Below are 24,175 nucleotides of genomic sequence, written 5' to 3'. Positions count from 1 at the left end.
ATATTTTCTATACTGTCTGCCATCACGCTACCGTTAAGATTAACATTAAATAGCGGCAGTTTTAACTTAAATTATCGGCATCTAATGCAGATAGAGCTTCTCCTATTGTATGGAAAGAGCCACATACTACGATTAAATCTTGCGGCCGACTGGCCTCTCTCACTGCATAGGTTGCTGCTTGCAAACGCTCAAACTCATGTACTTGCGCACCATCGACATGATTTTTCAGTATACCTTGCAAATGCTCAGTGCTGGCTGCTCGCGGATAGTCAATTTCAGCGATAAACCACTCACTAATTGGCAAACCTGCCTCGGTCAAGCGCTGTACAACTTTTTCAATGTCCTTATCAGCTAACATGGAAAACAGCATTTTAATGTTGGCAGGCGCGCTATCAGCATGTTCAGCGGTATTTTGATCTACGACATGCTGCTGCCAAAGCGGTAATAATTGCGCCAATAAAAACGCAACACCTTGTTCGTTATGCGCCACATCAAATAGCCAATGACGATTATCTATCTCGCGATAATCAAAGCGACCTGCCAATTTAACCGTTTGCAATGCTGCTTCGATAGCATGGGTATCGACATTCAATGGACTTGCAAGTACCGCTGATAATGCATTAGCAGTATTGGTCAATGACAATGCTGGGCGTGGCAACTGCATGGTAATAGAGGCATTGCTATATTGCCAAGTCGTTAAATCAATATCACGATGGCTAAAGTCTTGCCCCACTTGATAACAGTTTGCTTGATGCTTATCAATCGCTTGCTGAACGCTGTTGGGTATTTCGATAGCACCATAGATTAGACTAATATTATCACGCAATATACCTGCTTTTTCTGCGCCGATATCTTCCACATTGTCACCTAACCAGTCGACATGATCGATTGCAATATTGGTAATAACGGCCATATCAGGATCAATAATATTGACGACATCTAGACGGCCACCTAGCCCCACCTCTAACACCCACACATCACAATCTGCTTCAGCAAATATAAGTAATGCTGCGAGTGTCGTCATCTCAAAAAACGATAGCGTCAAATCGCACTGTAGACGTGCCGCTTCTACTTTGCTAAAGGCAGCAATCAAGACTTGGTCACTGACCATTTCGCCATTAATGCGCACGCGCTCATTAAAGACACTTAAATGTGGTGATTGATATAGGGCAGTCTTATAACCTGCCGCTTGACACATTTGTGCGATAACAGCGGTCGTCGAGCCTTTGCCATTGGTACCTGCCACCGTAAACACATAAGCATCGTCTTTGGCTGACTGTACCACGCCTAACGCTTCAGCGACTGGCAACACGCGTGACAATCCCATGTCTATCGCTGACACGTGTATCTGCTGCATATAATCCAGCCATTCGGTCAAATTGGCATTGTCATTGGGGCTATTCGGGTTAGAAAGTGAAGTGTCAGACATAGATGAAACCTATATTGAAATATTCGAATAGAAAATTGGTGATTAGAAAGTCATCGATTAGAAGATAAATAGAGGGCATATCTTCATTTCAAAAATGGTGATAAAAATGAGATAAACCGCCGTCAAACAAGGAAGATAGCGCAGATAATATCGAGATATTAACCAGCTATTTGACGATGTTTGGCAAGATTTAGCCATTTTTAGCCCGTTTAGATGACTATCGAGTAAATTTAAAATATGCCCTAGTATATAACTACCTGACCAAAACCAAAAATAGCATTTACCGTTATATGACGATAAATGCTATTCAAGAGTTCTGCATATTTAGAAATAGTAGCACGCTACTAGGCAGTTATACCAACCGCCTGCTCATCTAAGATGAAGCATCCACACTGTATTAAGCATCAACGTTAGGCATGCGGCTTAATTTTGCCAACAAACGATAGATAGTCTCAATCATCTGATGACGATGTACCACTTCATCTACTACGCCATGTTCTAATAAGAACTCTGCACGCTGGAACGGTTCTTCCAATGTCTCACGTACCGTCTGCTCAATCACACGCTTGCCCGCAAAGCCAATCATCGCCTTTGGTTCGGCTAAATGAATGTCACCAAGCATAGCAAGTGAAGCCGTCACGCCACCATAGACAGGATTGGTCAAGACGACAATATACGGAATACCCGCAATTCTCAATCGCTCAATCGCAGCAGCCGTGCGTGCCATTTGCATCAATGACAGTAGGCCTTCTTGCATACGTGCGCCACCAGAAGCGGCGAAACACACTAGAGGTACTTTATCTTCTAGGGCTTTTTCGGCAGCTTGCACAAAACGATCCCCAACAACTGACCCCATAGAGCCACCCATAAAGCGGAAATCAAACGCACAAGTGACCACATCGAGATTGCGCAGCTTGCCATATAACACAATCAGCGCTTCACTCTCACCTGTTTTTTCTTGGGCTTCAGCCATACGTGCAGGATACGGCTTACTATCCACAAAACGCAGCGGATCTTTGGCAATGAATTCTTGTCCGAGTTCACCGTTGACCTGATCAAGTAGCCAGTTTAAGCGCTCACGAGCACTCATTGGTAAATGATGATCGCAATGCGGGCACACATAACTGTTGAAAATCAGCGATGTATTGGTAATCATCGAATGACAGTTACTGCATTTGGTTGATGGTTCAGTCTCTACCGCGCTCAATGGTGCGGTCAATTGCTGCTTAACGCCTGGTATCGGGCGATTAAACCAAGATTGCCCAGCGACGTTGTTATTAGGCTCAGCACTACTAGAAGTAGTCATATCAGGTTTTGTTATCGTATCAGTCATATTATTCGCCATTATCAAAGGCTTATCGACAAGCTGGCTCATTCACTTGTCCCTAAGAGTAAATTTAAAAGTCACATACAGTCATAACATGAGCAGTTATAAGGCACGCCTACGCGAAACTGTAACAATTTATGTGTGAGGTTAGTTTACACACGTAAACTAACTTTAGCAAAGTCATTTGACAGTGTCTTTATAAACATTGTTATTTATAAAGACTACTGTTTATAAATAACGCTATTAGTACTATAACGAAAACTTAAATAACGATAATTTAACGTTGCTTAAATCAGGCACTCAAACTATCAAGCGCACTGCGTAACTCGTCCATTTTTACCATGATTTTTTGCTGAGCAGCTGCAACAGCATCGGCATCATTGGCATATATATCAGCAAAGTTCTGTACCAACGCACTGCCAACAATGACGCCATCCGCATGAGTACCAATTGCTTTGGCAGAGGCACCATCACGGATACCGAAACCAACGCATACCGGCAAATCCGTCTCTGCTTTGATTGCTTGAACTTGAGTCGCAACAGCGTCAGTATCGAGCGTCGCCGAACCTGTCACGCCTTTTAATGACACGTAATAGATATAACCGCCACAATGCGTCAATACTTGCTCACGGCGCTCGGGCAAAGTCGTCGGCGATAATAAGAAAATCTCATTCATTGAATGATCGGTCAAATGCTGCGTAAAGCTACCCGCCTCTGCTGGTGGCAAATCAACCATTAAGATACCGTCAACGCCTGACTGCTCACATAGCGCAACGAAGTTATCATAACCAATGATTTCAACTGGGTTGAGATAACCCATCAGGATAATTGGCGTCTGCGTGTCTGTTTGACGGAACTCTGCAACCATTTTTAGTGCATCACGAGTGCTCGTACCTGCTGCTAATGCCCGCTCACCAGCCAAAGCGACCACAGGGCCGTCAGCCATTGGGTCAGAGAATGGCAGACCAACTTCGATCATATCTGCGCCATGCTTCACTAAATCATGTAGCAAGCCTACTGTCGTCGCTGGATTGGGATCGCCTGCCATTACATAAGGAATAAGGGCTTTTTTATTTTGTGATTTTAAAGTTGCAAAAGTACTTTCAATTCTAGTCATAGTGGTCTCTTAATTGTTATAAACCGACTCATTTAACCCCTTATTAAATAATCTCTATTGAGTAAATTAAGTAATAAGGGGAACTGAGTCATTTTTCTTATAAGATGTAGATTAATAGCATATAAAAGCTACTACAACTCAATCCCTTCCGCCTTCATCACTGAATGCAAATCTTTATCACCGCGACCTGACATATTAACGATGATCGTTTGATCAGGCGTCATTGTCTTAGCTAGCTTTAGTGCATAAGCAACGGCATGAGCAGATTCTAATGCAGGAATGATACCTTCTTTGCGCGTGACTTCATGGAAGCCTTCCAACGACTCTTTGTCAGTACAGCCGACATATTCAACACGCTTCATGTCTTTTAAGAAGCTATGCTCAGGGCCAACACCAGGATAATCCAGTCCGGCTGAGATAGAATGGGTTTCTTGAATCTGACCTTCATCATCTGCCATTAGGTAAGTACGATTGCCATGTAGCACACCGATACGACCAGCAGCTAGTGGCGCTGAATGGCGACCTGTTTCGATGCCATCACCGGTTGCTTCGACGCCATACATTTTCACATCAGTATCATTTAGGAAGTCAAAGAACAGACCAATCGCGTTTGAGCCACCACCGACACAAGCAACCAATGCATCTGGTAATTTACCTGTTTTTTCTATATGTTGAATGCGTGCTTCTTTACCAATAATCGCTTGGAAATCACGAACCAATAGCGGATAAGGATGCGGGCCTGCAACCGTACCGATGATGTAGTACGTGCTATCGACGTTAGTGACCCAGTCGCGCATGGCTTCGTTCATCGCGTCTTTGAGCGTGCGTGAGCCAGAAGTCACCGGCACAACTGTCGCACCAAGCAAGCGCATACGATAGACGTTCATTTTTTGGCGCTCGACATCGTCCGCACCCATGTAAACGATACACTCAAGTCCTAAACGGGCTGCAATCGTCGCCGTCGCTACACCATGCTGTCCTGCGCCAGTCTCAGCGATGATACGTTTCTTACCACACATTTTAGCAAGCAGTGCTTGTCCGATGGTGTTATTAACTTTGTGTGCGCCAGTATGGTTTAAATCTTCACGTTTGAAATAAATCTGCGCACCACCAATCTCATCACTCAAGCGTTTGGCGTGATATAGCGGCGTTGGGCGACCGACATAGTTGACCAAATCATTGTGGTACTCTTCCCAGAATGCAGGATCGGCTTTTACCTTGGTGTATAGCGCCTCTAGCTCTTCTAGTGCTGCCATTAACGTCTCAGAGACAAAGCGACCGCCGTGTACGCCAAAATGTCCACGGGCATCAGGGTATTGGTTAAAATCCTGTACGTCCGCTGGATTGGTAAAGGTATTGATAGCTTGTGCGGTAGCAGATAAATTATTGTTATCGACATGACTCATGGTAATTCCTACTATATTAAGTGGTATTTTTTAGAATAAATAAGGGAGAAATAGTTTAAGTAACGAGCTATTGAGCTGATATAAAACTAGCTACTTGTGTTCGAAGGTTCGCTAGGCGTCGCGTTTTGCCATCGATCGCGTTTTACTGCTTTCATAAAGGCGCGCATTTTTGCAGGATCTTTTTTACCTTTATCTATCTCAATACCGCCGCTGACATCGACTGCATAAATAGGCAACTCTAAAGTAGCCGCGATATTTTCGGGATTTAGTCCACCCGCTAAGATAATTGGTAGCGAGCTGTCTTGCGGTATGAGACTCCAATCGAAGCGCGCACCCGTACCACCGTATTTATGCTGATGGTAGGCATCTAATAAGATACTGCTCGCTCCTGCTTGGGCAAACTCATCAATCTGAGCGCGCACACTAGCAGCACTATCCGTATCGGCATTGACACGTAACGCTTTAATCCAGCGTTTATTGACTGTGCTCGCCAGCTGTTGGCATTGCTCAGCACTCTCATCACCGTGGAATTGTATGATGTCAAAAGGCACAGTATCTGCCAGCTCAACCAACTCATCCTGTGGCATATTGACCACCAACGCCACCACGCTCACAAAAGCAGGTACAGCAGTACTTAATATCTGGGCTTGCGCTAGCGTCACGGCACGAGGACTGGGCGGATAAAACACCAAGCCGACCGCATCAACACCTAACTGTGTCGCAGTCTGTATATCACTAAGCTGAGTAAAACCGCAGAACTTGACGTGCATTTCGTGACCTTGCATTTCATGATACTAAATATGACACCGATTATAACGGCATCAGATAGATTCAAGCTAAAGGTAAATCGTTATATGTGATGAGGTTTTGTTAATCAAACAGCAAAGCCGTTGCATCCAAAAACTTATCCTAGCATACTTTTATTCCCAGTTTTGTTTATGATTGCGATTGATTAATACAGGAATACTCGAATGTCTAAGACTGCATCGGCAACGGCCAATCCAACTGACTGCAACGACAGTGATAGTGGCAAGGTCACTGGCGCAAATCCGCCGCATTACTTGATGTGGTTTCGCCGTGACCTACGAGTTCATGATAATACCGCCTTGGCTGCGATTTGTGAACGGGCAAACGAAGATAATGCACTGGTCAGTGCCGTATTCTTTCTCACGCCTGAGCAGTGGCAAGCGCATGATACGTCGCTTGTGCAAGTCGATCACATCGCCCGTACCTTGCCTATCCTCGCAAAAAAACTGCAAGAACAGTTAAACATCACTTTAACAGTACAGGTTTGCCCAAACTTTTCTGACTCTATTGACGCGCTATTAGCTATCTGCAATGCCAATCATATCAGCGCTATCATGGCCAACCATGAGTACGAAGGTAATGAGATCGATCGTGATGAACAATTAACTGAGCAACTGGCGAAAAGCGATATTGAGTTTGTACGCTGGCATGATCAATGTATCTTGCCACCGCAAACCATTACGACCAACGATGGCGACAGCATGTATCAAGTATTTACGCCGTTTTATAAAAAATGGCGGCATACGTTGGAGGTGAGTGATATACAAATGCATCAAGCACCCGCTATACATTCGAATAATAGCGTGACTTTCGAGCTAGCAAAAAACGCTGCAAACACGGTAAAAGAGATAGAAAGTCTCAGTACAAAAACGGTCAACGCCTATCAAAAACAGTCAAACAGCAATGAAACTGATAATAATACAGATACAAGTGCCCAACTCGAACATGCTCGTGACGCCTATCCTGCTGGTGAAACAGCGGCTTGCCAACGTTTAGAAGACTTTATCGCTGAGGATATCAATAACTATGATGTGAGTCGTGACGTGCCTAGCTTGCATGCGACCAGTCAGTTATCGGCTTACCTCACTATTGGCGCAATCAGCCCCAGACTATGCTATCTACAGGCAAATAAAGCACAAGAAAAACTGCATGGTAATGATAGCGACAACAACGACATCAATCGCTGGATAAGCGAGCTGGCATGGCGCGATTTTTATCGTCATATCTTGGACTATAAGCCAGAGCTGATTCGCCATCAGGCATATAAGCATGAGACTGACATCAAAATTAGTTGGTCGTATGATAATGATGACTTTGATGCATGGTGCAAAGGCATGACAGGCGTACCGTTGGTTGATGCCGCGATTCGCTGTCTAAATGCAACAGGATTTATGCACAATCGCCTGCGAATGGTGACGGCGATGTTTTTGACCAAAGACTTACTGATTGATTGGCGCTGGGGCGAGCGATACTTTATGCAGCAGCTGATAGATGGTGACTTTGCGTCTAACAATGGCGGCTGGCAATGGAGCGCTTCTACGGGCACTGACTCAGCACCCTACTTCCGAATTATGAACCCTTTTAGCCAAGCCAAAACTCATGATGCAAAGGGCGAGTTTATTAAGACTTGGCTGCCTGAGCTAAAAAACATCCCTGCTACTATCCTGCACTCAGAAGAGAAAATGCGTAAAGCACTCAGTAAGAAAGGAGACTTCGCCGATACAGACTACCCTGTACCAATGGTTGAGCATAAAGCAGCACGCCTATTGGCAATCGCTGAGTTTAAGAAAGAAGGCTAATTTGAAGGAAAATAAACAGTGGATTAGCCATTCGTAACCGATGGAAACTGACATGCGCCTGCACCTTGTGTGGTCACCGTAACGACTGCACCAGTCAGCGCAAACAGTTGCTGCAACTGTGTCTGTGAATTTTGTAGAGCCATCGTCATTACATCACCGCGGCACGCACGCTCTAGGACTTCTTTTTTGGCCATGCTCTGCGCTTGGTCAAATATCTTTGGATCGACTTGCATCATACCAAACGCACCAGTCTGCCAATCATAAATCTCAATATCGTCTAAATACACCGAAAATATCTCTGATGGTGGCAAGGTGATATTGATTTGTGGCATGGTCGATGCCGTCGTGTTAGCCTCCGATGTTTGGTCATCATTTACATCAGAAGCAACAGGCTGAACCACTTGTACCATCTCAGGTGTCAAGGCGCTCAGATCTACCCCTGCCTCAACACGTCCATGCGCAATAAATAATCCTTTTTGCTCATCTTGCCACAGCTTTTGCCAACTACCACCACGCTGGCTGGTAATAACGGTATCGACACTAAACGACACCGTTTCTAAACGATTTAGGTTTTGGATTTGAGTAACCACGCCTTCACGAGTAATAGTTTCTATTGGCGCTTCCTTGGTACTGTTTTGAACACTATAAATCGCAAAAACGATAGCTATTAAACCGATAAGCAACACAATCCACGACATCATTGCGATGGGTTTTTTACCTTGTGGATTGGTCTTATTAGCATTAACAGAAGATCGATTATCAGGACTATTCATATAAGCATCCTCAAGGTTTTGTCGTATGAAGCACATGGCAGATTGGTATATAAAATATAAATGCTATGTACACGGAGTAACTTCAAGTAATAGCTACCAATACCCTACATAATTACTGATGCGTTGTTAGTCAAAAAATTCTTCAAGATTTTCTAAAAATAGGCTTAGAACTGGTAAATAATCGAGTTATAACAACCTCATCGCTACCTTTATGCAATGTTCGGTCTTAAAAAACAGAAAGTCATTGCGTCTTAGGCAAACTTTACCTAACATAGTCAGATTGTATGAATAAAATGTCAGTATCAAAGTATTTATCAGGCTTTTGGCCTGAATATTTTGTATTTCAGCATACTGATGCATCAATCAAGATTTCCCCTCTTCTATATTATTAGAGCGGTTTTACTAAGATGCTCTTTATTATGAGCATTTTATTCACTGAATGTTAGTCACTAGGAAATGCCCTAGATTATTGCTAAGTTATAAAGGTAAGCTTGCGGCGGCCATGAAACGATTAGCCATACGCTCAACATCCTACTATTTCTTCTTATTTTTTATCGTTGATAAGGTTACGCTTTATTTATGAAAGCCAGTCAATTTTTATTTGCCACACTAAAAGAAACCCCAAGTGATGCCGACATCGCCTCAAGCCAATTGATGGTGCGTGCAGGTCTTATCCGAAAGATTGCTTCTGGGTTATATATTTGGCTGCCCATGGGGCTACGCATCTTGCAAAAAGTCGAGCGCATTGTTCGTGAAGAGATGCAGAATATCGGTGCACAAGAAGTGCTGATGCCGATGACTCAGCCTGCTGAGCTTTGGCAAACGACCGGACGTTTTGACGATTATGGTCCTGAGCTATTACGCTTCAAAGACCGTCATGATCGTGATTTTGTGCTTGGTCCAACGCATGAAGAAGTCATTACCAATCTTGCCCAAGGTGAGCTACGTAGTTATAAACAACTACCGATTACTTTCTTCCAAATTCAAAACAAATTCCGTGACGAGATTCGTCCACGCTTTGGTGTGATGCGCGCGCGCGAATTTACGATGAAAGATGCTTATTCATTCCACGTTGACCAAGCTTCATTGGCCAAAACTTACCATGATATGTATGACGCTTATACGCGCATCTTTACCCGTTTGGGTTTAGACTTCCGTGCAGTACAAGCGGATACAGGGTCTATCGGTGGTTTTGCTTCTCATGAGTTCCATGTATTGGCAGACAGTGGCGAAGACGATATCGCGTTCTCAGATTCTTCTGATTATGCGGCTAACGTTGAGCTGGCTGAATCGGTAAGCACTGCTGAGCGTCAACCGCCAAAAATGGAACGCGAAGACGTTTTAACGGAAGATATGACCAGCTGTAAAATGGTAGCTGAGCATCTAGATGTGCCGTTAGAGAATACAGTCAAAACCCTAATCGTCCACGGTCATACCGAAGACGATGAGCCACAACTGATTGCTATCGTGTTGCGCGGTGATCATCAGCTCAATACCATCAAAGCTGAAAAAATTGAAGAGGCCAATGTGCCACTGACATTAGCTTCTGATGAAGAGCTAAAAGCAGCTGGTTTGCACAAAGGCTATATCGGTGTTGACCTAGATATGCCTGTCTTTGTCGATCGTTCAGCTGCTACGTTGTCAGACTTTGTGTGCGGTGCTAATGAAGTCAATAAGCATACTATCGGTATGAACTGGGCTCGTGATGCTCGTATCACACGTATCGTCGATGTACGTAATGTACAAGAAGGCGATCCATCTCCTGATGGTAAGGGCACGCTGAAAATCAAACGTGGTATCGAAGTCGGTCACATCTTCCAGTTGGGTGATAAATACTCGCAAGCCATGAATTGCCGCGTTTCTGGTGAAGATGGCAAACCCGTCACGCTAATGATGGGTTGCTACGGTATCGGTGTGAGCCGTATCATCGCTGCTGCCATTGAGCAGAACAACGATGAAAACGGTATCATGTGGCCGAAGACGCCAACGGTTAATGATTCAATCGCTCCTTTTGAAGTCGCTATCATACCGATGAAGTCAAAAGAAGAGACCGTCATGCAGACTGCTACAGCACTGTATGAAGAGTTAAAAGCTCAAGGCATTAACGTGTTGCTAGATGATCGTAACGAGCGTCCAGGCGTTAAGTTTGCTGATCTAGAATTGATTGGTATTCCACATCGTATCGTGGTTTCAGACCGTAACTTGGCTGAAGGTAAGTACGAATACGTCAATCGCCGTGAAGCAGAAAAGCAAATGCTAAGCCGTGAAGAAGTCATGGCAAAAGTAAGCGGTAAATAGTTTTAATCTTAAAAACTATGCCATAAAAAGCGCCTATTTCATTTAATGAGATAGGCGCTTTTTCGCGTGTGATTTAGCTAAAAAAACTACTTAATATTATATCTTTTAGCAATCACCTTGCTACGCTTCTGTGTCTCGTTAGCGGTACAAACATCAGAATTAATCATGGCATATACCACGGTATTGTTCATGGGGCCATCATGCTCAAAGTCACACTGCTTGCTGCGGGCTTTTAGCCAGGTAATCTGCTCTTTATCAAGCTGCTGCTTTTGGGTAGGTGATAAGGTGCGATACGCAGTCATGTATATTTTGTTAAGCCTATTTTTTTCAACTTGGACCGCATCCTTACCACAGTCATAAGCCACTTCCATATAGGCATCTTCACAAGTGTACTCACTTTCGGCGGATGCCGCTTGTGCTGATAACATCGTAGACAGAGATAGCACAGCTACGCCCACTACCGTTACAACATGAGTTATCAATTTCATACTGGTATCCTTACCTTAGATGAATAAAGTTGATTAATTATAGGACGTAATCGCAACTCATAACATCGATATTTATTTACTGACGAATTAAACGGCTTGGCTGTGGTAGTAGATTTATATCACTGACACGGCAAGGATTGATATCGATACCGCCTCGGCGCGTGTACCATGCGCGAACCAACAATGTGCTTGGCTCGTAATACCGACTCAAATCAGCAAATATCTGCTCGACACATTGCTCATGGAAGCCATTATGCTGACGGAAGCTTAAAATATAGCGCAATATATTAGCTGTATTAACGGGCTTATCCGTCGTAATCGATACTGCCAGTGTTCCCCAGTCTGGCTGATTGGTCACCGGACAGTTACTACGCAGCAAATTAGAATAAAAAGTATAAGGCTGAGTGCTGTCACTTATCATGCTCTCGCCACTCGTTTCTGCTTCATTATCACTCAGCAGTGATGCATCAGGATGCTCACATAACGCCACTTTCTCATCGCTATTTGCCAAGGCATCATCAATACAGACGCCTTCAGGCTGTGCAATCAATAACCCTGACTGCTCATTGCCTTGCTCATCATCTAAACCAAATAGCTCAACGTTTACTTCTGCTTGTACGCAGGCTGATAAATCTTTGGCAATCAGCGCTTGCACCTCTGCCCAGCTAGCAAATTCGGTAAAATTGATACTGTTTAAATACAGCTTAAGCGATTTTGATTCTACGATAAACGGTGAGCTGGCAGGAATCGCAAAGCGCGCGATGGCTACTTGTGAAATACCTTGCGTATTCAACCAAGACATCTCAAATGCCTGCCACCAATCAACGCCAACCGTTAACTTATCATCTTGCCAGCCAATTACATCGCGTCCCATACTACGGGCGATAGGATATAGCGTCTCTGGGCTATATTCAGTTGGATAGTCCGTGGTTTGCTCACCTAAAATACCGTGGATACTCATAAATTACCTTCTAAGCTATAGAATACGTTCGAATCATAAAGGGGTTATTTTACAGTAATAATACGCTGGTCGATAATGAATTTGGCTTAAGCAAATATCAGCACTCAACTGACCAGATTTTTTGTTAAAGCCACTGTCTCAAAAGACTGTCTTAGGTTACAGACCACCTCAACCTTTAAAAAGGTGCCATAAAAAAGCCCAACAATGTCAGGCTTTGATAGTAAAACGGTTTATTTATTTATAACAATTTTGACTACAAACGTACACGTGAGCCATTACTGAGTAAGCGATAGGCGATAGTATAGAATATTGCACAAAAAACAAAAATAGCGGCCATCGAGTACCAAACATTGACATCAGAATAGCCAAGGATACCGTAACGGAATGAGTTGACCATATAAACAATAGGGTTTAATAATGAGATATTTTGCCAAAATGGTGATAAGTTTTCCATCGAATAAAATACACCACCAAGATAGGTAAGCGGCGTCAATACAAAGCTTGGAATGATAGAAATATCATCAAATGAGCGAGCAAAAACGGCATTGATAAAGCCGCCAAGCGAAAATAAGATAGACGTGCCTAGTACCGTAAATATGGTCACAAATAAATGCTCAATGCCCAAGTCGGTAAAAAACAGTGCGACTATCGAAACGATGACACCAATGGCCAGTCCACGGAAAATACCGCCACTGATATACCCCATCAAAATCGCATGTTTGGATACAGGCGAAACCAATAGTTCCTCGATACTAGAAGTGAATTTAGCACTAAAGAAGCTCGACACCACGTTGGAGTAACTGTTGGTAATAATCGACATCATAATCAAACCAGGCACGATGAACTGCATGTACGGCACCCCGCCCATCTCACCCACACGTGAGCCGATCATTTTACCAAAGATGACAAAATAAAGACTCATGGTGATGACTGGTGGCAGTAATGTCTGTGGCCAAATGCGCAAAATCCGGCGAACTTCTTTTAACAATATAGTGCGAAATGCAATCCACTTTTTGCTCAATGACATGGTTTTATTAGGATCTATCATTTCTTGACTCATAATCCCGCCTCCTTCATGCTGTCTGCACTTTGAATATTTTTATCTACTAAGCGCATAAACAACTCTTCTAATCGATTGGCTTTGTTACGCATGCTTCCCACAGTGATGCCCTGCTCCGATAACTGGGCAAAGACATTATTCATCGACTCACCTTCTGTCAAGGTTACTTCGAGTGTCTGATCATCCGGCTGGGTTATCCCTGTCACACCTGTCAAAACCAGTTGCCTAGTAACTGGCACTTCCAAATCAAAAACGAATGTTTCCACCGATAGCTGTGCCAACAAATCTTTCATTTCCGTGTTAATACGAATCTCACCATGATCCAAGATAGCGATACGCTTACACAGCTGCTCTGCTTCTTCAAGATAGTGAGTGGTCAGAATGATAGTGGTCTTTTCTTCGATATTAATCTGTTGCATAAACTCCCACATAGAGCGGCGCAGCTCAATATCGACCCCAGCCGTTGGCTCATCCAAAATCAATAATTTTGGCTTATGAATCAATGCGCGGGCAATCATCAAACGGCGTTTCATACCACCCGATAGCTCACGCGATTTACTATCACGCTTATCCCATAGACCCAGCGCTGTTAGTAGTCGTTTCGCACGAGGCTTCGCTTCTTTGGCAGGAATACCAAAGTAACCTGCCTGTGTAATCAAAATATCTTCGACTTTTTCGAACATATTAAAATTAAACTCTTGCGGTACGATACCGAGGTACTGTTTCGCGACAGAAGGGTTTTCCAACAAGTCAGTGCCAAAGATATGCACACTGCCTGTAGTCGGCTTAAACAGCGAACTAATGATACCAATCATGGTTGATTTACCTGCACCATTGGGACCCAATAATGCAAAAAAACCACCTTGTGGCACAGTTAAATCGACTCCTTTTAGAGCCGAAAACCCATTATCATAAGTTTTGGATAAGTTTTTTATCGTAAGTGCTGGTACTTCTGACATGAAGACCTCTTTGTTTGTTATAAATGTATGTAAAAATATTTTGAAATGATGAATAGTTAGAATAGATGCTGTAAAGTCATAAAATGAGGCTGCTGCTGACGAATTTCAACTACATTGCAGCTGAAGTTTCATATTGATAATATTTATGATGAAAAAAGCGCCTATCCCATTGAATGAGATAGGCGCTTTATAGATATCTATCGTAAAAGCTTGGCAAAACACTTGGGACAGATTAGCTTGCTGCTTCAACCATATAATCTACGGCATTTTGAACTTCTTCATCAGGGATATCCGCGCCACCTTTGGCAGGCATTGCGTTGAAACCATTGATAGCATGGGTATATAGCGTATCTGTACCTTTTGCTATGCGTGGTCCCCAAGCGCCGGCATCAGCAAAGACAGGAGAGCCTAGCAAGCCCGCTGCATGACAAGTATGACATACAGCATTGTATACAGCTTTACCATCGCGAGGTCCATCACCAGGAGCTGGGCCAGCAACACGTGCCGTAACATCACATACTTCATCATCTTCAAAGCAGACGGTAGCAACAGGATGAATACGAGCAATCAGGTTAGGATATAGCGCAATCAGTTTTTGTACTTGTGGCGTATCTTGTGGAATCGGCTCTTCAACAGCAGCAGGTGCTGCAGCGGCTGTTTCTTCAGCACCTTCACCATCTACAGGTGCGGCTTCATCAGCAGGAGCTGCGCCATCTGTTGCATCTGCAGCGGCTTGTGCATCATCACCTGACTGCTCAGGCGCGTTTTCTACCACTTCCTGTGTGTCTGCTACAGCAGAGACAGTTGCAGGCGTTTCTACAACACTTTCAGCTTGGCTCACCGCGATACTAGCGATTCCTAGAATGGCAGCTGCCGATAACATAACTACTTTTCTCATTCGTCACGTTCTCTTATTACGTATACAAAGGCCTGCACAGCTCAGACATTCTGCCTATCCTCCTTTGACAACCTTTGGTTATCAATAGCAAACAGCCATCCCGCGTGCCAGCACACTTGTAATCGGTGATTATAAATATGAATTCTCCATGACATTATAAGGGAAAAGACAGGTAAATTGCCATGCCTGTTTAATGACTATCTTGTTTTTTCTTAAAAAACATCAATCGCTACCGTCATTTATTGGCTTTATGGTTTTTATTTGTTAGACTAAGCGGTCTTTATTTTTCGACACTTATTCGATACTTAAGAATACAGCTGATTATTCATACCATTCATTGATATGTCTTGTTGGTTAGCGCAGCATTCATCCATTAAGTGCCCTTGAATAGAGTCGTTGGTTCAGCATATTATGCGCTCGTAGCTCAGTTGGATAGAGTATCGGTCTCCGAAGCCGAGGGTCGTGGGTTCGATTCCCGCCGAGCGCACCAATCATTATTTTCCAACATTGCTCCGCCCTTCCTTAGTACTACCCCAAATTGCCCATACTCGTCAAAATTACACTTCAAAATGTTTGCGGCTTTTCTGTGCTCGTATACTTACGAACCCCTCACTTATCGCAAAAATTACTCTGCGTCTTGCAAGTTAGCAGTCAACTGAGCGCGACTAGGTACACGGTGGTAGTTAATCACAGGGACATCTCCCAAACGACGTTGACCAACGTCTATTTTTTTATCAATGGTAATCATCGCAATTTTTTTGTCTTGCTTGCTGAGCAATAAATGATTCGCTTTACGGTTTACTCGATAATCAGGGAAATACTGCTTCAATAGTGCTGAGGTTTTTTGTAGGCTATCATTAATAGGTTTATTCGCCTTTGCACTCGGTTTATGGCTGTGTTTTTCGCCCGCTTTAGCACCACGCGCCTTTGCCAACAGCCATAAGACTGCGATAACGGCAAACAGTATGACAAGCCACCAAATTCCATCTATCATAAGAAAAAATATCCATCATTAGCAAGGGTTGGCTCATGTTAGCAGAATTATCACCAGCGTTAATAGTAGAAGTAGCACTTGCCACCAAGTTATTGAAGTCGAAACAGCGTATTTGCATTTTGACAGGGGCAGGTATTTCTGCAGAAAGCGGTATCCCAACGTTTCGAGACAAACAAACAGGGTTGTGGGAGAACTATGGCGTAGAAGACTTAGCCACGCCAGATGCGTTCCTTCGCGATCCAAAGCTAGTATGGTCATGGTATCAATGGCGCCGGCAAGTGGTCGCCGATAAAAAGCCAAATCCAGCACACGACGCCTTAGCACAGTGGCAGTATCATGCTCAGTCTTCCGATCAACAAGTGACACTTATCACCCAAAATGTCGATGACTTGCACGAACAGGCTGGTAGCACAGTTACCCATTTACATGGCAATCTGTGGTGCAATCGTTGTAGTCAGTGTGAGATGCCCTACCCAAACCAGGTAAGAAACTCGTATAGTAGCGAGAACTCTCTTAGTTTCGATGAAACGCTAATAACCTGCGAGCATTGCGATGGATATATCAGACCAGACATCGTATGGTTTGGTGAAGCATTACCTGTAGAAGAATGGCAGACAGCTGAAAATGCTGTAACGAACTGCGAGGTATTTATAAGTATTGGCACATCAAGCCTCGTCTATCCTGCTGCAGGACTATCGCAGTTAGCCAAACAAAATGGTGCCAAAGTTATCGAGATAAACCCAGACCCGACACCAAATACACTCGTTGATATTACGTTAGCAGAAAAAGCAGGGATCATCCTACCAATATTAATACAAGGGATTACTGCGCTGTAGCCACAATGGTATAACTGATACTGACATTAGATATAAAATACAATTCAGTATTATTTCTCTTGATTGCTTCGTTGACGGCGCTCCAATGCCACAATAAAAAAGGCTTAACGATTCATAAAAACCGTTAAGCCTTAGATACTAGAACCTAATCATAGTTGATTTACTGTAGTGCCAGATCAACTTTCGCTAGATATTCCGCTTTTAACTCATCATCTATAAAAGAAGACCTAAACGAATTCTTTACTAAAGTAACGATGTCGTCTTCTGTTAACGGTAGGTTTTCACAGATATTTATAAAGTTCTGATTGATATAGCCTTTGAAATATGCTGGATCATCAGAATTGACACTGATATTCAGACCGTAATCTAGCAGCTCTTTTATATTGTGTTCTTTATAATTCCCGAAGACTTTTAGTTCGATATTAGAGTTCGGGCAAACGGTCAGCGGCATTTGCTCATCTTTAAGCCTTTGCATGAGTTCTGGGCTTTTTATAGACTGCACGCCATGATCGATTCTATTGATATTCAATAGATCTAATGCTTCATAAATGTAGGAAAAATCTGCCTCTTCACCAGCATGTGCGACCAACTTAAATCCTGCTTCTTCTGCCGTTTTAAAGACACCTTTGAACTTCGAAGGAGGATTGCCTAACTCTGAAGAGTCAAGACCAACGCCAATAATATCGTCTTTGAACGCTATCGCTTCTTCTAGCGTCTTAAAGGCTTCTTCTTGTGATAAATGTCTTAAAAAACACATGATGATGCAAGAAGTAATGCCATACTTTTCTTTGGCATCAGCAAGCGCTTCTTTGATACCGGTGATTACCGCTTCAAAAGGCACGCCTCTTTCGGTATGGGTTTGTGGATCAAAGAATATCTCTGTGTGAATGACATTGTCTTCAACACACTTCAGAATGTATTCCCATGTTAAATCATAGAAGTCATCTTTGGTGATAAGGACGTTTGCACCTGCATAGTAAATATCTAAAAACGTTTGCAGATTAGTAAAGTTATAGGCGTTACGCACGTCTTCTATGTCTTTATACGGAATCTCTATCTGGTTTTTTTTTGCCAATCTAAACATCAGCTCAGGCTCTAATGAGCCTTCGATATGTAAGTGAAGTTCGGCTTTCGGTAGTTTCTGTATTAAATCAATCATAGTGTTCCAGTAGTGACTTTTCATATTAGGATGTTATCGAGAAAGGCTTTTATAAATGCGGTATTTGTATATATGCTTAAGTTATATCTCAATCGCTCTCTTTCTAGAAACGCTATTATATTTCAATTGAGGGTGAAACCATAGAGAAGCGATAGAATCTAAAACAACAGCTATTAGATACGATGATAAACATTACTTTAAAAACACCACAGTATCAGACAATTCGTTACCCGCTGGATCATGCTCAAGATGATAATACTGGCGCATTACTTGCCCCACTTCATCCAATAATTCAGCCAGACTTTCTTCTGTTTTTTGATTGACAATGCCTGACACGGCTTTGTCGCACATCGCGCGCCAGACAGTTGGACTGACGTGAGCACTGATACCACGATCCGCAACGATCTCTAGCTGATGCTCGCAAACATTGACGTAGATTAAAACACCTGTATTTTCTTCAGTATCCCAAACGCGATATTCACTAAACAAATCAATCGCACGTGCCCGGCAGCCAACGTGATAAGCGTCTTGAATAGGCAGATTGTTTTCTACAATCAAAAACACCTCACCACGATGCCCACGCTCTGCTTGTGTTACCTTTTCTGTGAGACGAGCTTTGGCCTCTTCTGTCAGCCACTTACTATGCAAGAGAGGGACAAACAAAACTTGACGCCACCAGCGAGCAAAACTGGGATTTGAAGTGTTGTTTTCTGCCATTATATTATTTCCTCAAGTACGTCATTGCTAATGGAGATTTAGTATCTATTTTTATCAAGAGCTCTAGTTTTATCAAGAGTTCTAGCCAGCGTCTACCATGATCCGCCAGCACCACCGCCGCCAAATCCACCACCGCCGCCGCCAAAGCCGCCGCCACCGAAACCACCACTGCCAAAGCCGCCACCGCTACCTCCAGGTAAGAAGATCATTCCGCCTCTGCGTCTACGTTTACCACCGCCTTTACCGCCTCCACCACCACTAGCAAATATCAAAAACAGCCATATAAATATCGTCATAATAGATGTCATAATGAAGCTGCCACCCAAGGCTAATGATCCCACAAAAAAACCACCAGCGGTTATAGTAGAACCAAACACGCGCCCAAAGATACTGGTAATAACACCACCAAATACCAATGCCATAATAAATAAGAAAGTAGGTGATGGTAGCTCATTTGAGCCTTGTTGAGCAGTGCGCTCTGCAGCTTGCTCATCAGCACGAGCCAACACATCAGGATCAGCAGTCAAGCGTGCCTTTAATGCCCCGACACCTGCCAGTATCCCAGCACCATAATCGTTTTGCTTAAACAACGGCGTGATATCTTCACGAATAATTCGGCTGACCGCAGCGTCTGGTAACACACCTTCTAATCCGTAACCTGTCAAAATATACATGTCACGGTCATTAACAGCGACTACCATCAGTAAGCCATCATCGATATCTTCATTACCTAGCTGCCACTTTTCAGCCACTTCTAATGCATAATCAAATATTGGCACACCATTCGTGGTAGGCACGATCACCACTGCGGCTTGGGCAAAACCTTGCTGATAAATGCTTCTAAGCTGTGCCTCTAATCGCTGTTTTTCTTGCGGGTTTAAGATATTAGCTTGGTCAACCACGGGCGAGTTCAGTATCAGCTTATCAGCATCGACACTCTCTGCACTTGACTGTATTGGTGCTTGAGCGGTTGGCTGCGAGCTTGATGTCGCTTCATCGTTAGCCGCATTAGGATTAATCGCCTCGTTGCCAAGGACGGCATCATTGATAGCGTCATTACCCAACACGGCATCGTTGATGGCTTCATTGGACTCACCTGCTTTAGCAAGTGCCACCAAGTCTTCGACACTACGATCTTGCAAGCTCGACGTGCTATTGGCCGCAGCAACTTCGTTAGGCGCAGCGTGTAGCATAGGCGCACCACTAACGCTGAGTGTGAGCAGTAATACTGATAAGATTGCTTTTGAATGATTCATCTAATCTATACCACCTCAAGTGACATCTGTACTATAGTCAATTCTATATAAATTGGATATGGCGTCAGGCTCGCTCAGTCTACCATCGGTAGTACTTCCACTCGCCTGCTTTGTATCCAAGCTACCTTTGACTAACTATAAATTGATAGGTATTCATACTTATCAATACCTTTAAAATAAATCTGGCTGACTACTCTAAACGTATAGAGCAGCTAATACTGCTCTATCAACAGCTTCATTCAATGCGCTTTATTGAGTACTCGCTGCATCGTCATCACCAAAATCAACAGTCGGCGCCGTTGAAATAGATTCTTCGTTCGCCACGCTAAAATTTGGCTTGGTATCCATACCAAATACTTTGGCGGTGATATTGGTTGGGAACTGGCGCACCGTCGTATTATACGATTGTACTTCTTGAATATAACGGTTACGAGCGACCGTAATGCGATTTTCAGTGCCTTCTAACTGCGCCTGTAAATCTTGGAATAGCGCATCTGATTTTAGCTCAGGATAGCGCTCAGACACAGCCATTAGACGTGATAGCGCACCAGTCATCTGCTCTTGCGCAGCTGCATAACGCTCCATCGCTTCTGGATCATTGAGCACTTCTGGCGTTACCGTAATGCCACCGGCACGTGAGCGAGCTTCTGCCACCTGAGTGAATACCTCTTGCTCTTGCTCAGCATACTGCTGAACCACTTTGACCAAGTTTGGCACCAAGTCAGAGCGGCGTTGGTATTGGTTGACCACTTCTGACCATGATGCCGTCACTTGCTCATCTTTCGCCTGCAGGTTGTTATAGCCACAACCGCTTAGACCAACGGTAGAAGTCGCTAATACGGCTGCCAACATAATGGGTTTTACAATGGATTGACGCTTCATCGTTGTTTCTCCTAATAATGATAAATAACAAAATACTTAGTAACACATTTTTTAATAATTTTTGGGTACCGATTTTGAATGCTTATGCAGCTTTATGTTACTGATATCACTTTATAAAGATTGATAGAGGTATCGCTAGCGTATCAGTCATCATACCTTTACTTATATCTCTCTATTTATGTATCTCTATTTATAAGTGTCATATGATCGTCTATAAAGTATTCTAACAATGATGATGCTATCACAGCACTTTTACAATTCATGATTACCAAAAAACAACCGCCACCTGCTTTCGCCCATTTGCTTTTATTACTGACTATCAAACGATAGTACATCGCAAACACCATTGGAAAGCCAACTATTCTATGAGTTGAACCTCATCTAGCTATAAGCCTTTTTGGGCTATTAGAGAGCCTACTAACCTATAAATCAATCTATATATCCTTGTATCTGAATCTAAGATTTACAAAATGGCGATATATGTGATGTTTTATACTTGACCCTCACTGTATTCAACGCATCAAATATACATATATATGCTTATATAAAAAGAAAATTCTAGTAATTGGTACAAAAATATGGCAAATTGCAGTTACGTAGCCGTACGGTTTGAATACATTTGGTAGTGGACTTATAGTATGATTAGTATTAGTGAATTTCTGATTTCTATATAAATATCAGTTAACTACTAGCTAGATAGTTATAGTAAGTATTTATAAATAGTCACTCGCTAAACTTAATCAGCCATGCCAATAGTGTAGTCAATCGGAACGGCTCATAGCAAATTGAATACTGTCACTACAATAAGTATTTAATTATATAACTGCCTGTTTTATCCGTTGATACTAATATTGTCAATAGCAAGCACTATATAAACGGTCAATATTGCTATTAATATACGCGGATAAACACAGAAAACTACAGTCCATTCTTAGTGGCTAAGCACGTATGAGACTCAAGTAATATACATGAGTCGATGTAGCTAATTTAACTGCTTAACTTAAATAAGTAAGTTAACCAGTTAGCTTACTCCTAGCATACAGAGCCACTTTGAGACAGTACTAGGAATATGAATATGGAAGGTTTAGTTAACTTAGTAAACGGAATTATCTGGAGCCCTGCGCTGATCTATCTGTGCTTAGGCGCGGGTCTATTTTATTCCATCTTAACGCGTTTTGTGCAAGTCCGCCTATTCGGTGAAATGATCAGGTTACTGTTTAAGGGGAAACCTGATAATGATGGTATCTCGTCATTTCAGGCACTAGCCGTTTCTCTAGCCGGTCGTGTAGGTATGGGTAACATTGCTGGTGTTGCTGCTGCCATTGGTTTTGGTGGTCCAGGTGCCGTATTCTGGATGTGGGTTGTGGCCTTCTTAGGTGCTTCAACCGCTTATGTTGAATCTACCTTGGGTCAGATTTATAAAGAGCGTGACGTCGTAACGGGTGAATACCGCGGTGGCCCTGCTTACTACTTCGAGCGTGCGCTTGGTCAAAAGTGGTATGGTATTTTATTCGCCATTGCTTCTATCGTTTCTTGTGGTATCTTCTTACCTGGTGTACAGGCGAACGGCGTTATCAACGCTGTGGCTCAGGTCGCCGGTGAAGGTTCAGTCATGAACTTCATGGGTATCGAAACTGGTACGACTCGTATTATCGCTCTTGGTATTATCTTAGTGGTATTAGGATTCATCATCTTTGGTGGTATCAAACGTATTGCGACCTTTACTGAATACGCTGTACCATTTATGGCAGTTGGTTATATTATTTTAGCCCTGCTTATCATGTTCTCTAACTTCAGCATGATCCCTCACGTATTTGGTTCAATCGTTGGTGATGCATTTACTGCTCAAGCAGGCTTTGGTGCTGCTATCGGTTGGGGTGTGAAACGCGGTATTTACTCAAACGAAGCTGGTCAGGGCACAGGTCCTCACGCTGCCGCAGCTGCTGCAGTTGACCATCCCGCACAGCAGGGTTTGGTACAAGCATTCTCAGTTTATGTTGATACCTTACTTGTTTGTTCTGCGACTGCCTTCATGATTTTGTCTACAGGCATGTACAACATTCAAGGCACACTACCTGATGGCCAGTTCTTGGTTCAAAACGTAGCAGCGACTACTGAAATCAATGCGCCTGCATTTACCCAAATGGCGATGGAATCAGTTTACGGTACTTTTGGTAATACGTTCATTGCCATTGCTGTATTCTTCTTTGCCTTTACGACTATCTTGGCGTACTACTACATCGCCGAAGTCAATATCTCGTACCTTACCCGCTCTATGGGCAAAGGCGCTAGTAAAGCTGGTCAGTTCGTTGTTAAGCTTATCATCATGTTTATGGTTGCTTATGGCGCACTAAACAGCTCTGGATATATCTGGGGACTTGGCGACGTTGGTGTTGGCCTGATGGCTTGGTTGAACATCGTTGGTATCATCGTGATCTTCTTTGTCGCACGCCCTGCTATCGATATCCTACGAGATTACGAAGCACAGCTCAAAGCTGGTGGCGGTACTACTGCCAAACGATTCGTGTTTGATCCTAAGAAATTTGGTATCAAGAATGCGACTTATTGGGAAGAGCGTCATGCAGAAGAGCAACAAAGATTGGCTGCAAATCCACTTAACAAAGAAGCTAAGTAATACGTTTACTAAAACTCTCTAAAGTAGTGGTTCTTTAAGCCTCTAAAAAAAGCCCAAGACAAGTGTCTTGGGCTTTTTTATTTGTGCAGTCTCAATGAATAAATATAAAACCAGCACTGCTAAAATATAGATACAACAGAGTTAATCATAAGACGCGTACCTACTCTCTTATGTACTTATACAGATGTGGTGTACCTCTAACTCTACGCACTCATGAGACATCCACTCTACTACCCTAGCCGCAAGTCTTAATGCGTAAAGAATATTGTCAAAATAGTGATATCAAAAAGTGCTAACGTTGATCTCGCTGAAAAGTTCGATATCTATGCCCTTGTAATCAGCTATCTAGACTCACGGTTGCGTTGAATCAGCTA

The 24,175-nt window shown here is 43.1% G+C and carries 20 protein-coding genes and 1 tRNA gene; 5 read left to right on the top strand and 16 right to left on the bottom strand.

The annotated features are described in order from the left end of the window. Window positions 1–61: 61 nt before the first annotated feature. The 5 genes from IPZ60_RS12060 to IPZ60_RS12040 form a co-directional block, all read right to left on the bottom strand. The gene (locus IPZ60_RS12060; protein WP_194198021.1) at window positions 62–1,429 is read right to left on the bottom strand and encodes a folylpolyglutamate synthase/dihydrofolate synthase family protein; all 1,368 of its coding nucleotides are present in this window, start codon (window positions 1,427–1,429) and stop codon (window positions 62–64) included. 397 nt (window positions 1,430–1,826) lie between these two features. Continuing rightward, window positions 1,827–2,735 (bottom strand): acetyl-CoA carboxylase, carboxyltransferase subunit beta, encoded by a 909-nt coding sequence (gene accD / locus IPZ60_RS12055; protein ID WP_194198091.1) that lies wholly within the window; start codon window positions 2,733–2,735, stop codon window positions 1,827–1,829. 313 nt (window positions 2,736–3,048) lie between these two features. Then, a complete protein-coding gene (trpA, locus tag IPZ60_RS12050) occupies window positions 3,049–3,873 on the bottom strand; it encodes a tryptophan synthase subunit alpha (RefSeq protein ID WP_194198020.1) in 825 nt (274 codons plus the stop codon). A 131-nt stretch (window positions 3,874–4,004) separates the two neighbouring features. After that, a complete protein-coding gene (gene trpB / locus IPZ60_RS12045) occupies window positions 4,005–5,279 on the bottom strand; it encodes a tryptophan synthase subunit beta (RefSeq protein WP_227669353.1) in 1,275 nt (424 codons plus the stop codon). Between the two features lie 86 nt (window positions 5,280–5,365). After that, window positions 5,366–6,049: a phosphoribosylanthranilate isomerase gene (locus IPZ60_RS12040; RefSeq protein WP_194198089.1), complete on the bottom strand. Its 684-nt coding sequence runs from the start codon at window positions 6,047–6,049 to the stop codon at window positions 5,366–5,368. A 201-nt stretch (window positions 6,050–6,250) separates the two neighbouring features. On the opposite strand from IPZ60_RS12040, the gene IPZ60_RS12035 reads away from it, so the two are divergent. Continuing rightward, entirely contained in the window at window positions 6,251–7,885 is a 1,635-nt protein-coding gene (locus IPZ60_RS12035; RefSeq protein ID WP_194198019.1) for a deoxyribodipyrimidine photo-lyase, read from the top strand. A 23-nt stretch (window positions 7,886–7,908) separates the two neighbouring features. On the opposite strand, the gene IPZ60_RS12030 is transcribed toward IPZ60_RS12035, so the two are convergent. Next, a complete protein-coding gene (locus IPZ60_RS12030; protein ID WP_194198018.1) occupies window positions 7,909–8,658 on the bottom strand; it encodes a DUF4230 domain-containing protein in 750 nt (249 codons plus the stop codon). 579 nt (window positions 8,659–9,237) lie between these two features. On the opposite strand from IPZ60_RS12030, the gene IPZ60_RS12025 reads away from it, so the two are divergent. Further along, a complete protein-coding gene (locus IPZ60_RS12025; RefSeq protein ID WP_194198017.1) occupies window positions 9,238–10,956 on the top strand; it encodes a proline--tRNA ligase in 1,719 nt (572 codons plus the stop codon). 86 nt (window positions 10,957–11,042) lie between these two features. Here the strand turns inward: IPZ60_RS12025 and IPZ60_RS12020 are convergent, their stop codons facing one another. The 5 genes from IPZ60_RS12020 to IPZ60_RS12000 form a co-directional block, all read right to left on the bottom strand. Then, the gene (locus IPZ60_RS12020; protein ID WP_194198016.1) at window positions 11,043–11,444 is read right to left on the bottom strand and encodes a lysozyme inhibitor LprI family protein; all 402 of its coding nucleotides are present in this window, start codon (window positions 11,442–11,444) and stop codon (window positions 11,043–11,045) included. A 76-nt stretch (window positions 11,445–11,520) separates the two neighbouring features. After that, the gene (gene queF, locus IPZ60_RS12015; protein WP_194198015.1) at window positions 11,521–12,405 is read right to left on the bottom strand and encodes an NADPH-dependent 7-cyano-7-deazaguanine reductase QueF; all 885 of its coding nucleotides are present in this window, start codon (window positions 12,403–12,405) and stop codon (window positions 11,521–11,523) included. A 253-nt stretch (window positions 12,406–12,658) separates the two neighbouring features. Beyond that, window positions 12,659–13,432, bottom strand: a complete 774-nt coding sequence (locus tag IPZ60_RS12010) for an ABC transporter permease (RefSeq protein ID WP_194198088.1) — start codon at window positions 13,430–13,432, stop codon at window positions 12,659–12,661. 29 nt (window positions 13,433–13,461) lie between these two features. Then, on the bottom strand, window positions 13,462–14,424 hold the full coding sequence (locus tag IPZ60_RS12005; protein WP_194198014.1) for an ABC transporter ATP-binding protein: 963 nt from the start codon (window positions 14,422–14,424) through the stop codon (window positions 13,462–13,464). Between the two features lie 232 nt (window positions 14,425–14,656). Further along, window positions 14,657–15,322, bottom strand: coding sequence for a cytochrome c5 family protein (locus IPZ60_RS12000; RefSeq protein WP_194198013.1), 666 nt, complete (start codon window positions 15,320–15,322; stop codon window positions 14,657–14,659). Between the two features lie 413 nt (window positions 15,323–15,735). On the opposite strand from IPZ60_RS12000, the gene IPZ60_RS11995 reads away from it, so the two are divergent. Then, window positions 15,736–15,812, top strand: a tRNA-Arg gene (locus IPZ60_RS11995). Window positions 15,813–15,947: 135 nt separating this feature from the next. Here IPZ60_RS11995 and IPZ60_RS11990 read toward each other — a convergent pair. Further along, a complete protein-coding gene (locus IPZ60_RS11990) occupies window positions 15,948–16,316 on the bottom strand; it encodes a hypothetical protein (RefSeq protein ID WP_194198012.1) in 369 nt (122 codons plus the stop codon). A 35-nt stretch (window positions 16,317–16,351) separates the two neighbouring features. On the opposite strand from IPZ60_RS11990, the gene IPZ60_RS11985 reads away from it, so the two are divergent. Next, on the top strand, window positions 16,352–17,152 hold the full coding sequence (locus IPZ60_RS11985; RefSeq protein WP_194198011.1) for an NAD-dependent deacylase: 801 nt from the start codon (window positions 16,352–16,354) through the stop codon (window positions 17,150–17,152). 160 nt (window positions 17,153–17,312) lie between these two features. Here IPZ60_RS11985 and IPZ60_RS11980 read toward each other — a convergent pair whose 3' ends face one another. The 4 genes from IPZ60_RS11980 to IPZ60_RS11965 all read right to left on the bottom strand — a co-directional run bounded on the left by IPZ60_RS11980 (window position 17,313) and on the right by IPZ60_RS11965 (window position 21,166). Beyond that, window positions 17,313–18,311, bottom strand: a complete 999-nt coding sequence (locus IPZ60_RS11980) for an adenosine deaminase (RefSeq protein ID WP_194198010.1) — start codon at window positions 18,309–18,311, stop codon at window positions 17,313–17,315. Window positions 18,312–18,503: 192 nt separating this feature from the next. Continuing rightward, window positions 18,504–19,028 (bottom strand): TPM domain-containing protein, encoded by a 525-nt coding sequence (locus IPZ60_RS11975; protein WP_194198009.1) that lies wholly within the window; start codon window positions 19,026–19,028, stop codon window positions 18,504–18,506. Between the two features lie 92 nt (window positions 19,029–19,120). Then, window positions 19,121–20,284, bottom strand: a complete 1,164-nt coding sequence (locus IPZ60_RS11970) for a YgcG family protein (protein WP_194198008.1) — start codon at window positions 20,282–20,284, stop codon at window positions 19,121–19,123. A gap of 249 nt (window positions 20,285–20,533) precedes the next feature. Next, complete coding sequence (locus IPZ60_RS11965; protein WP_194198007.1) at window positions 20,534–21,166, bottom strand: LemA family protein; 633 nt, start codon at window positions 21,164–21,166, stop codon at window positions 20,534–20,536. A gap of 1,075 nt (window positions 21,167–22,241) precedes the next feature. Between IPZ60_RS11965 and IPZ60_RS11960 the strand changes: the two genes are divergently transcribed. Beyond that, window positions 22,242–23,801 (top strand): sodium:alanine symporter family protein, encoded by a 1,560-nt coding sequence (locus IPZ60_RS11960; RefSeq protein WP_194198006.1) that lies wholly within the window; start codon window positions 22,242–22,244, stop codon window positions 23,799–23,801. Window positions 23,802–24,175 lie beyond the last annotated feature (374 nt).

The sequence above is a fragment of the Psychrobacter sp. NG25 genome, from assembly GCF_015234355.1.
GTDB lineage: Bacteria > Pseudomonadota > Gammaproteobacteria > Pseudomonadales > Moraxellaceae > Psychrobacter.
The sequence above is the reverse complement of the archived record's forward strand: the minus strand, read 5'-3'. Positions and strand labels throughout refer to the sequence as shown.

Bases quoted from the DNA above. Each gene is read 5' to 3' on its own strand.
- IPZ60_RS11980 (WP_194198010.1), bottom strand. From the start codon at position 18,311: ATGATTGATTTAATACAGAAACTACCGAAAGCCGAACTTCACTTACAT.
- IPZ60_RS11970 (WP_194198008.1), bottom strand. From the start codon at position 20,284: ATGAATCATTCAAAAGCAATCTTATCAGTATTACTGCTCACACTCAGC.
- IPZ60_RS12020 (WP_194198016.1), bottom strand. From the start codon at position 11,444: ATGAAATTGATAACTCATGTTGTAACGGTAGTGGGCGTAGCTGTGCTA.
- IPZ60_RS12025 (WP_194198017.1), top strand. From the start codon at position 9,238: ATGAAAGCCAGTCAATTTTTATTTGCCACACTAAAAGAAACCCCAAGT.
- queF (WP_194198015.1), bottom strand. From the start codon at position 12,405: ATGAGTATCCACGGTATTTTAGGTGAGCAAACCACGGACTATCCAACT.
- IPZ60_RS12010 (WP_194198088.1), bottom strand. From the start codon at position 13,432: ATGTCATTGAGCAAAAAGTGGATTGCATTTCGCACTATATTGTTAAAA.
- IPZ60_RS12040 (WP_194198089.1), bottom strand. From the start codon at position 6,049: ATGCACGTCAAGTTCTGCGGTTTTACTCAGCTTAGTGATATACAGACT.
- IPZ60_RS11960 (WP_194198006.1), top strand. From the start codon at position 22,242: ATGGAAGGTTTAGTTAACTTAGTAAACGGAATTATCTGGAGCCCTGCG.
- IPZ60_RS12035 (WP_194198019.1), top strand. From the start codon at position 6,251: ATGTCTAAGACTGCATCGGCAACGGCCAATCCAACTGACTGCAACGAC.
- trpA (WP_194198020.1), bottom strand. From the start codon at position 3,873: ATGACTAGAATTGAAAGTACTTTTGCAACTTTAAAATCACAAAATAAA.
- IPZ60_RS11975 (WP_194198009.1), bottom strand. From the start codon at position 19,028: ATGGCAGAAAACAACACTTCAAATCCCAGTTTTGCTCGCTGGTGGCGT.
- IPZ60_RS11965 (WP_194198007.1), bottom strand. From the start codon at position 21,166: ATGAAGCGTCAATCCATTGTAAAACCCATTATGTTGGCAGCCGTATTA.
- IPZ60_RS11990 (WP_194198012.1), bottom strand. From the start codon at position 16,316: ATGATAGATGGAATTTGGTGGCTTGTCATACTGTTTGCCGTTATCGCA.
- IPZ60_RS12030 (WP_194198018.1), bottom strand. From the start codon at position 8,658: ATGAATAGTCCTGATAATCGATCTTCTGTTAATGCTAATAAGACCAAT.
- accD (WP_194198091.1), bottom strand. From the start codon at position 2,735: ATGACTACTTCTAGTAGTGCTGAGCCTAATAACAACGTCGCTGGGCAA.
- IPZ60_RS12000 (WP_194198013.1), bottom strand. From the start codon at position 15,322: ATGAGAAAAGTAGTTATGTTATCGGCAGCTGCCATTCTAGGAATCGCT.
- IPZ60_RS12005 (WP_194198014.1), bottom strand. From the start codon at position 14,424: ATGTCAGAAGTACCAGCACTTACGATAAAAAACTTATCCAAAACTTAT.
- IPZ60_RS11985 (WP_194198011.1), top strand. From the start codon at position 16,352: ATGTTAGCAGAATTATCACCAGCGTTAATAGTAGAAGTAGCACTTGCC.
- IPZ60_RS12060 (WP_194198021.1), bottom strand. From the start codon at position 1,429: ATGTCTGACACTTCACTTTCTAACCCGAATAGCCCCAATGACAATGCC.
- trpB (WP_227669353.1), bottom strand. From the start codon at position 5,279: ATGAGTCATGTCGATAACAATAATTTATCTGCTACCGCACAAGCTATC.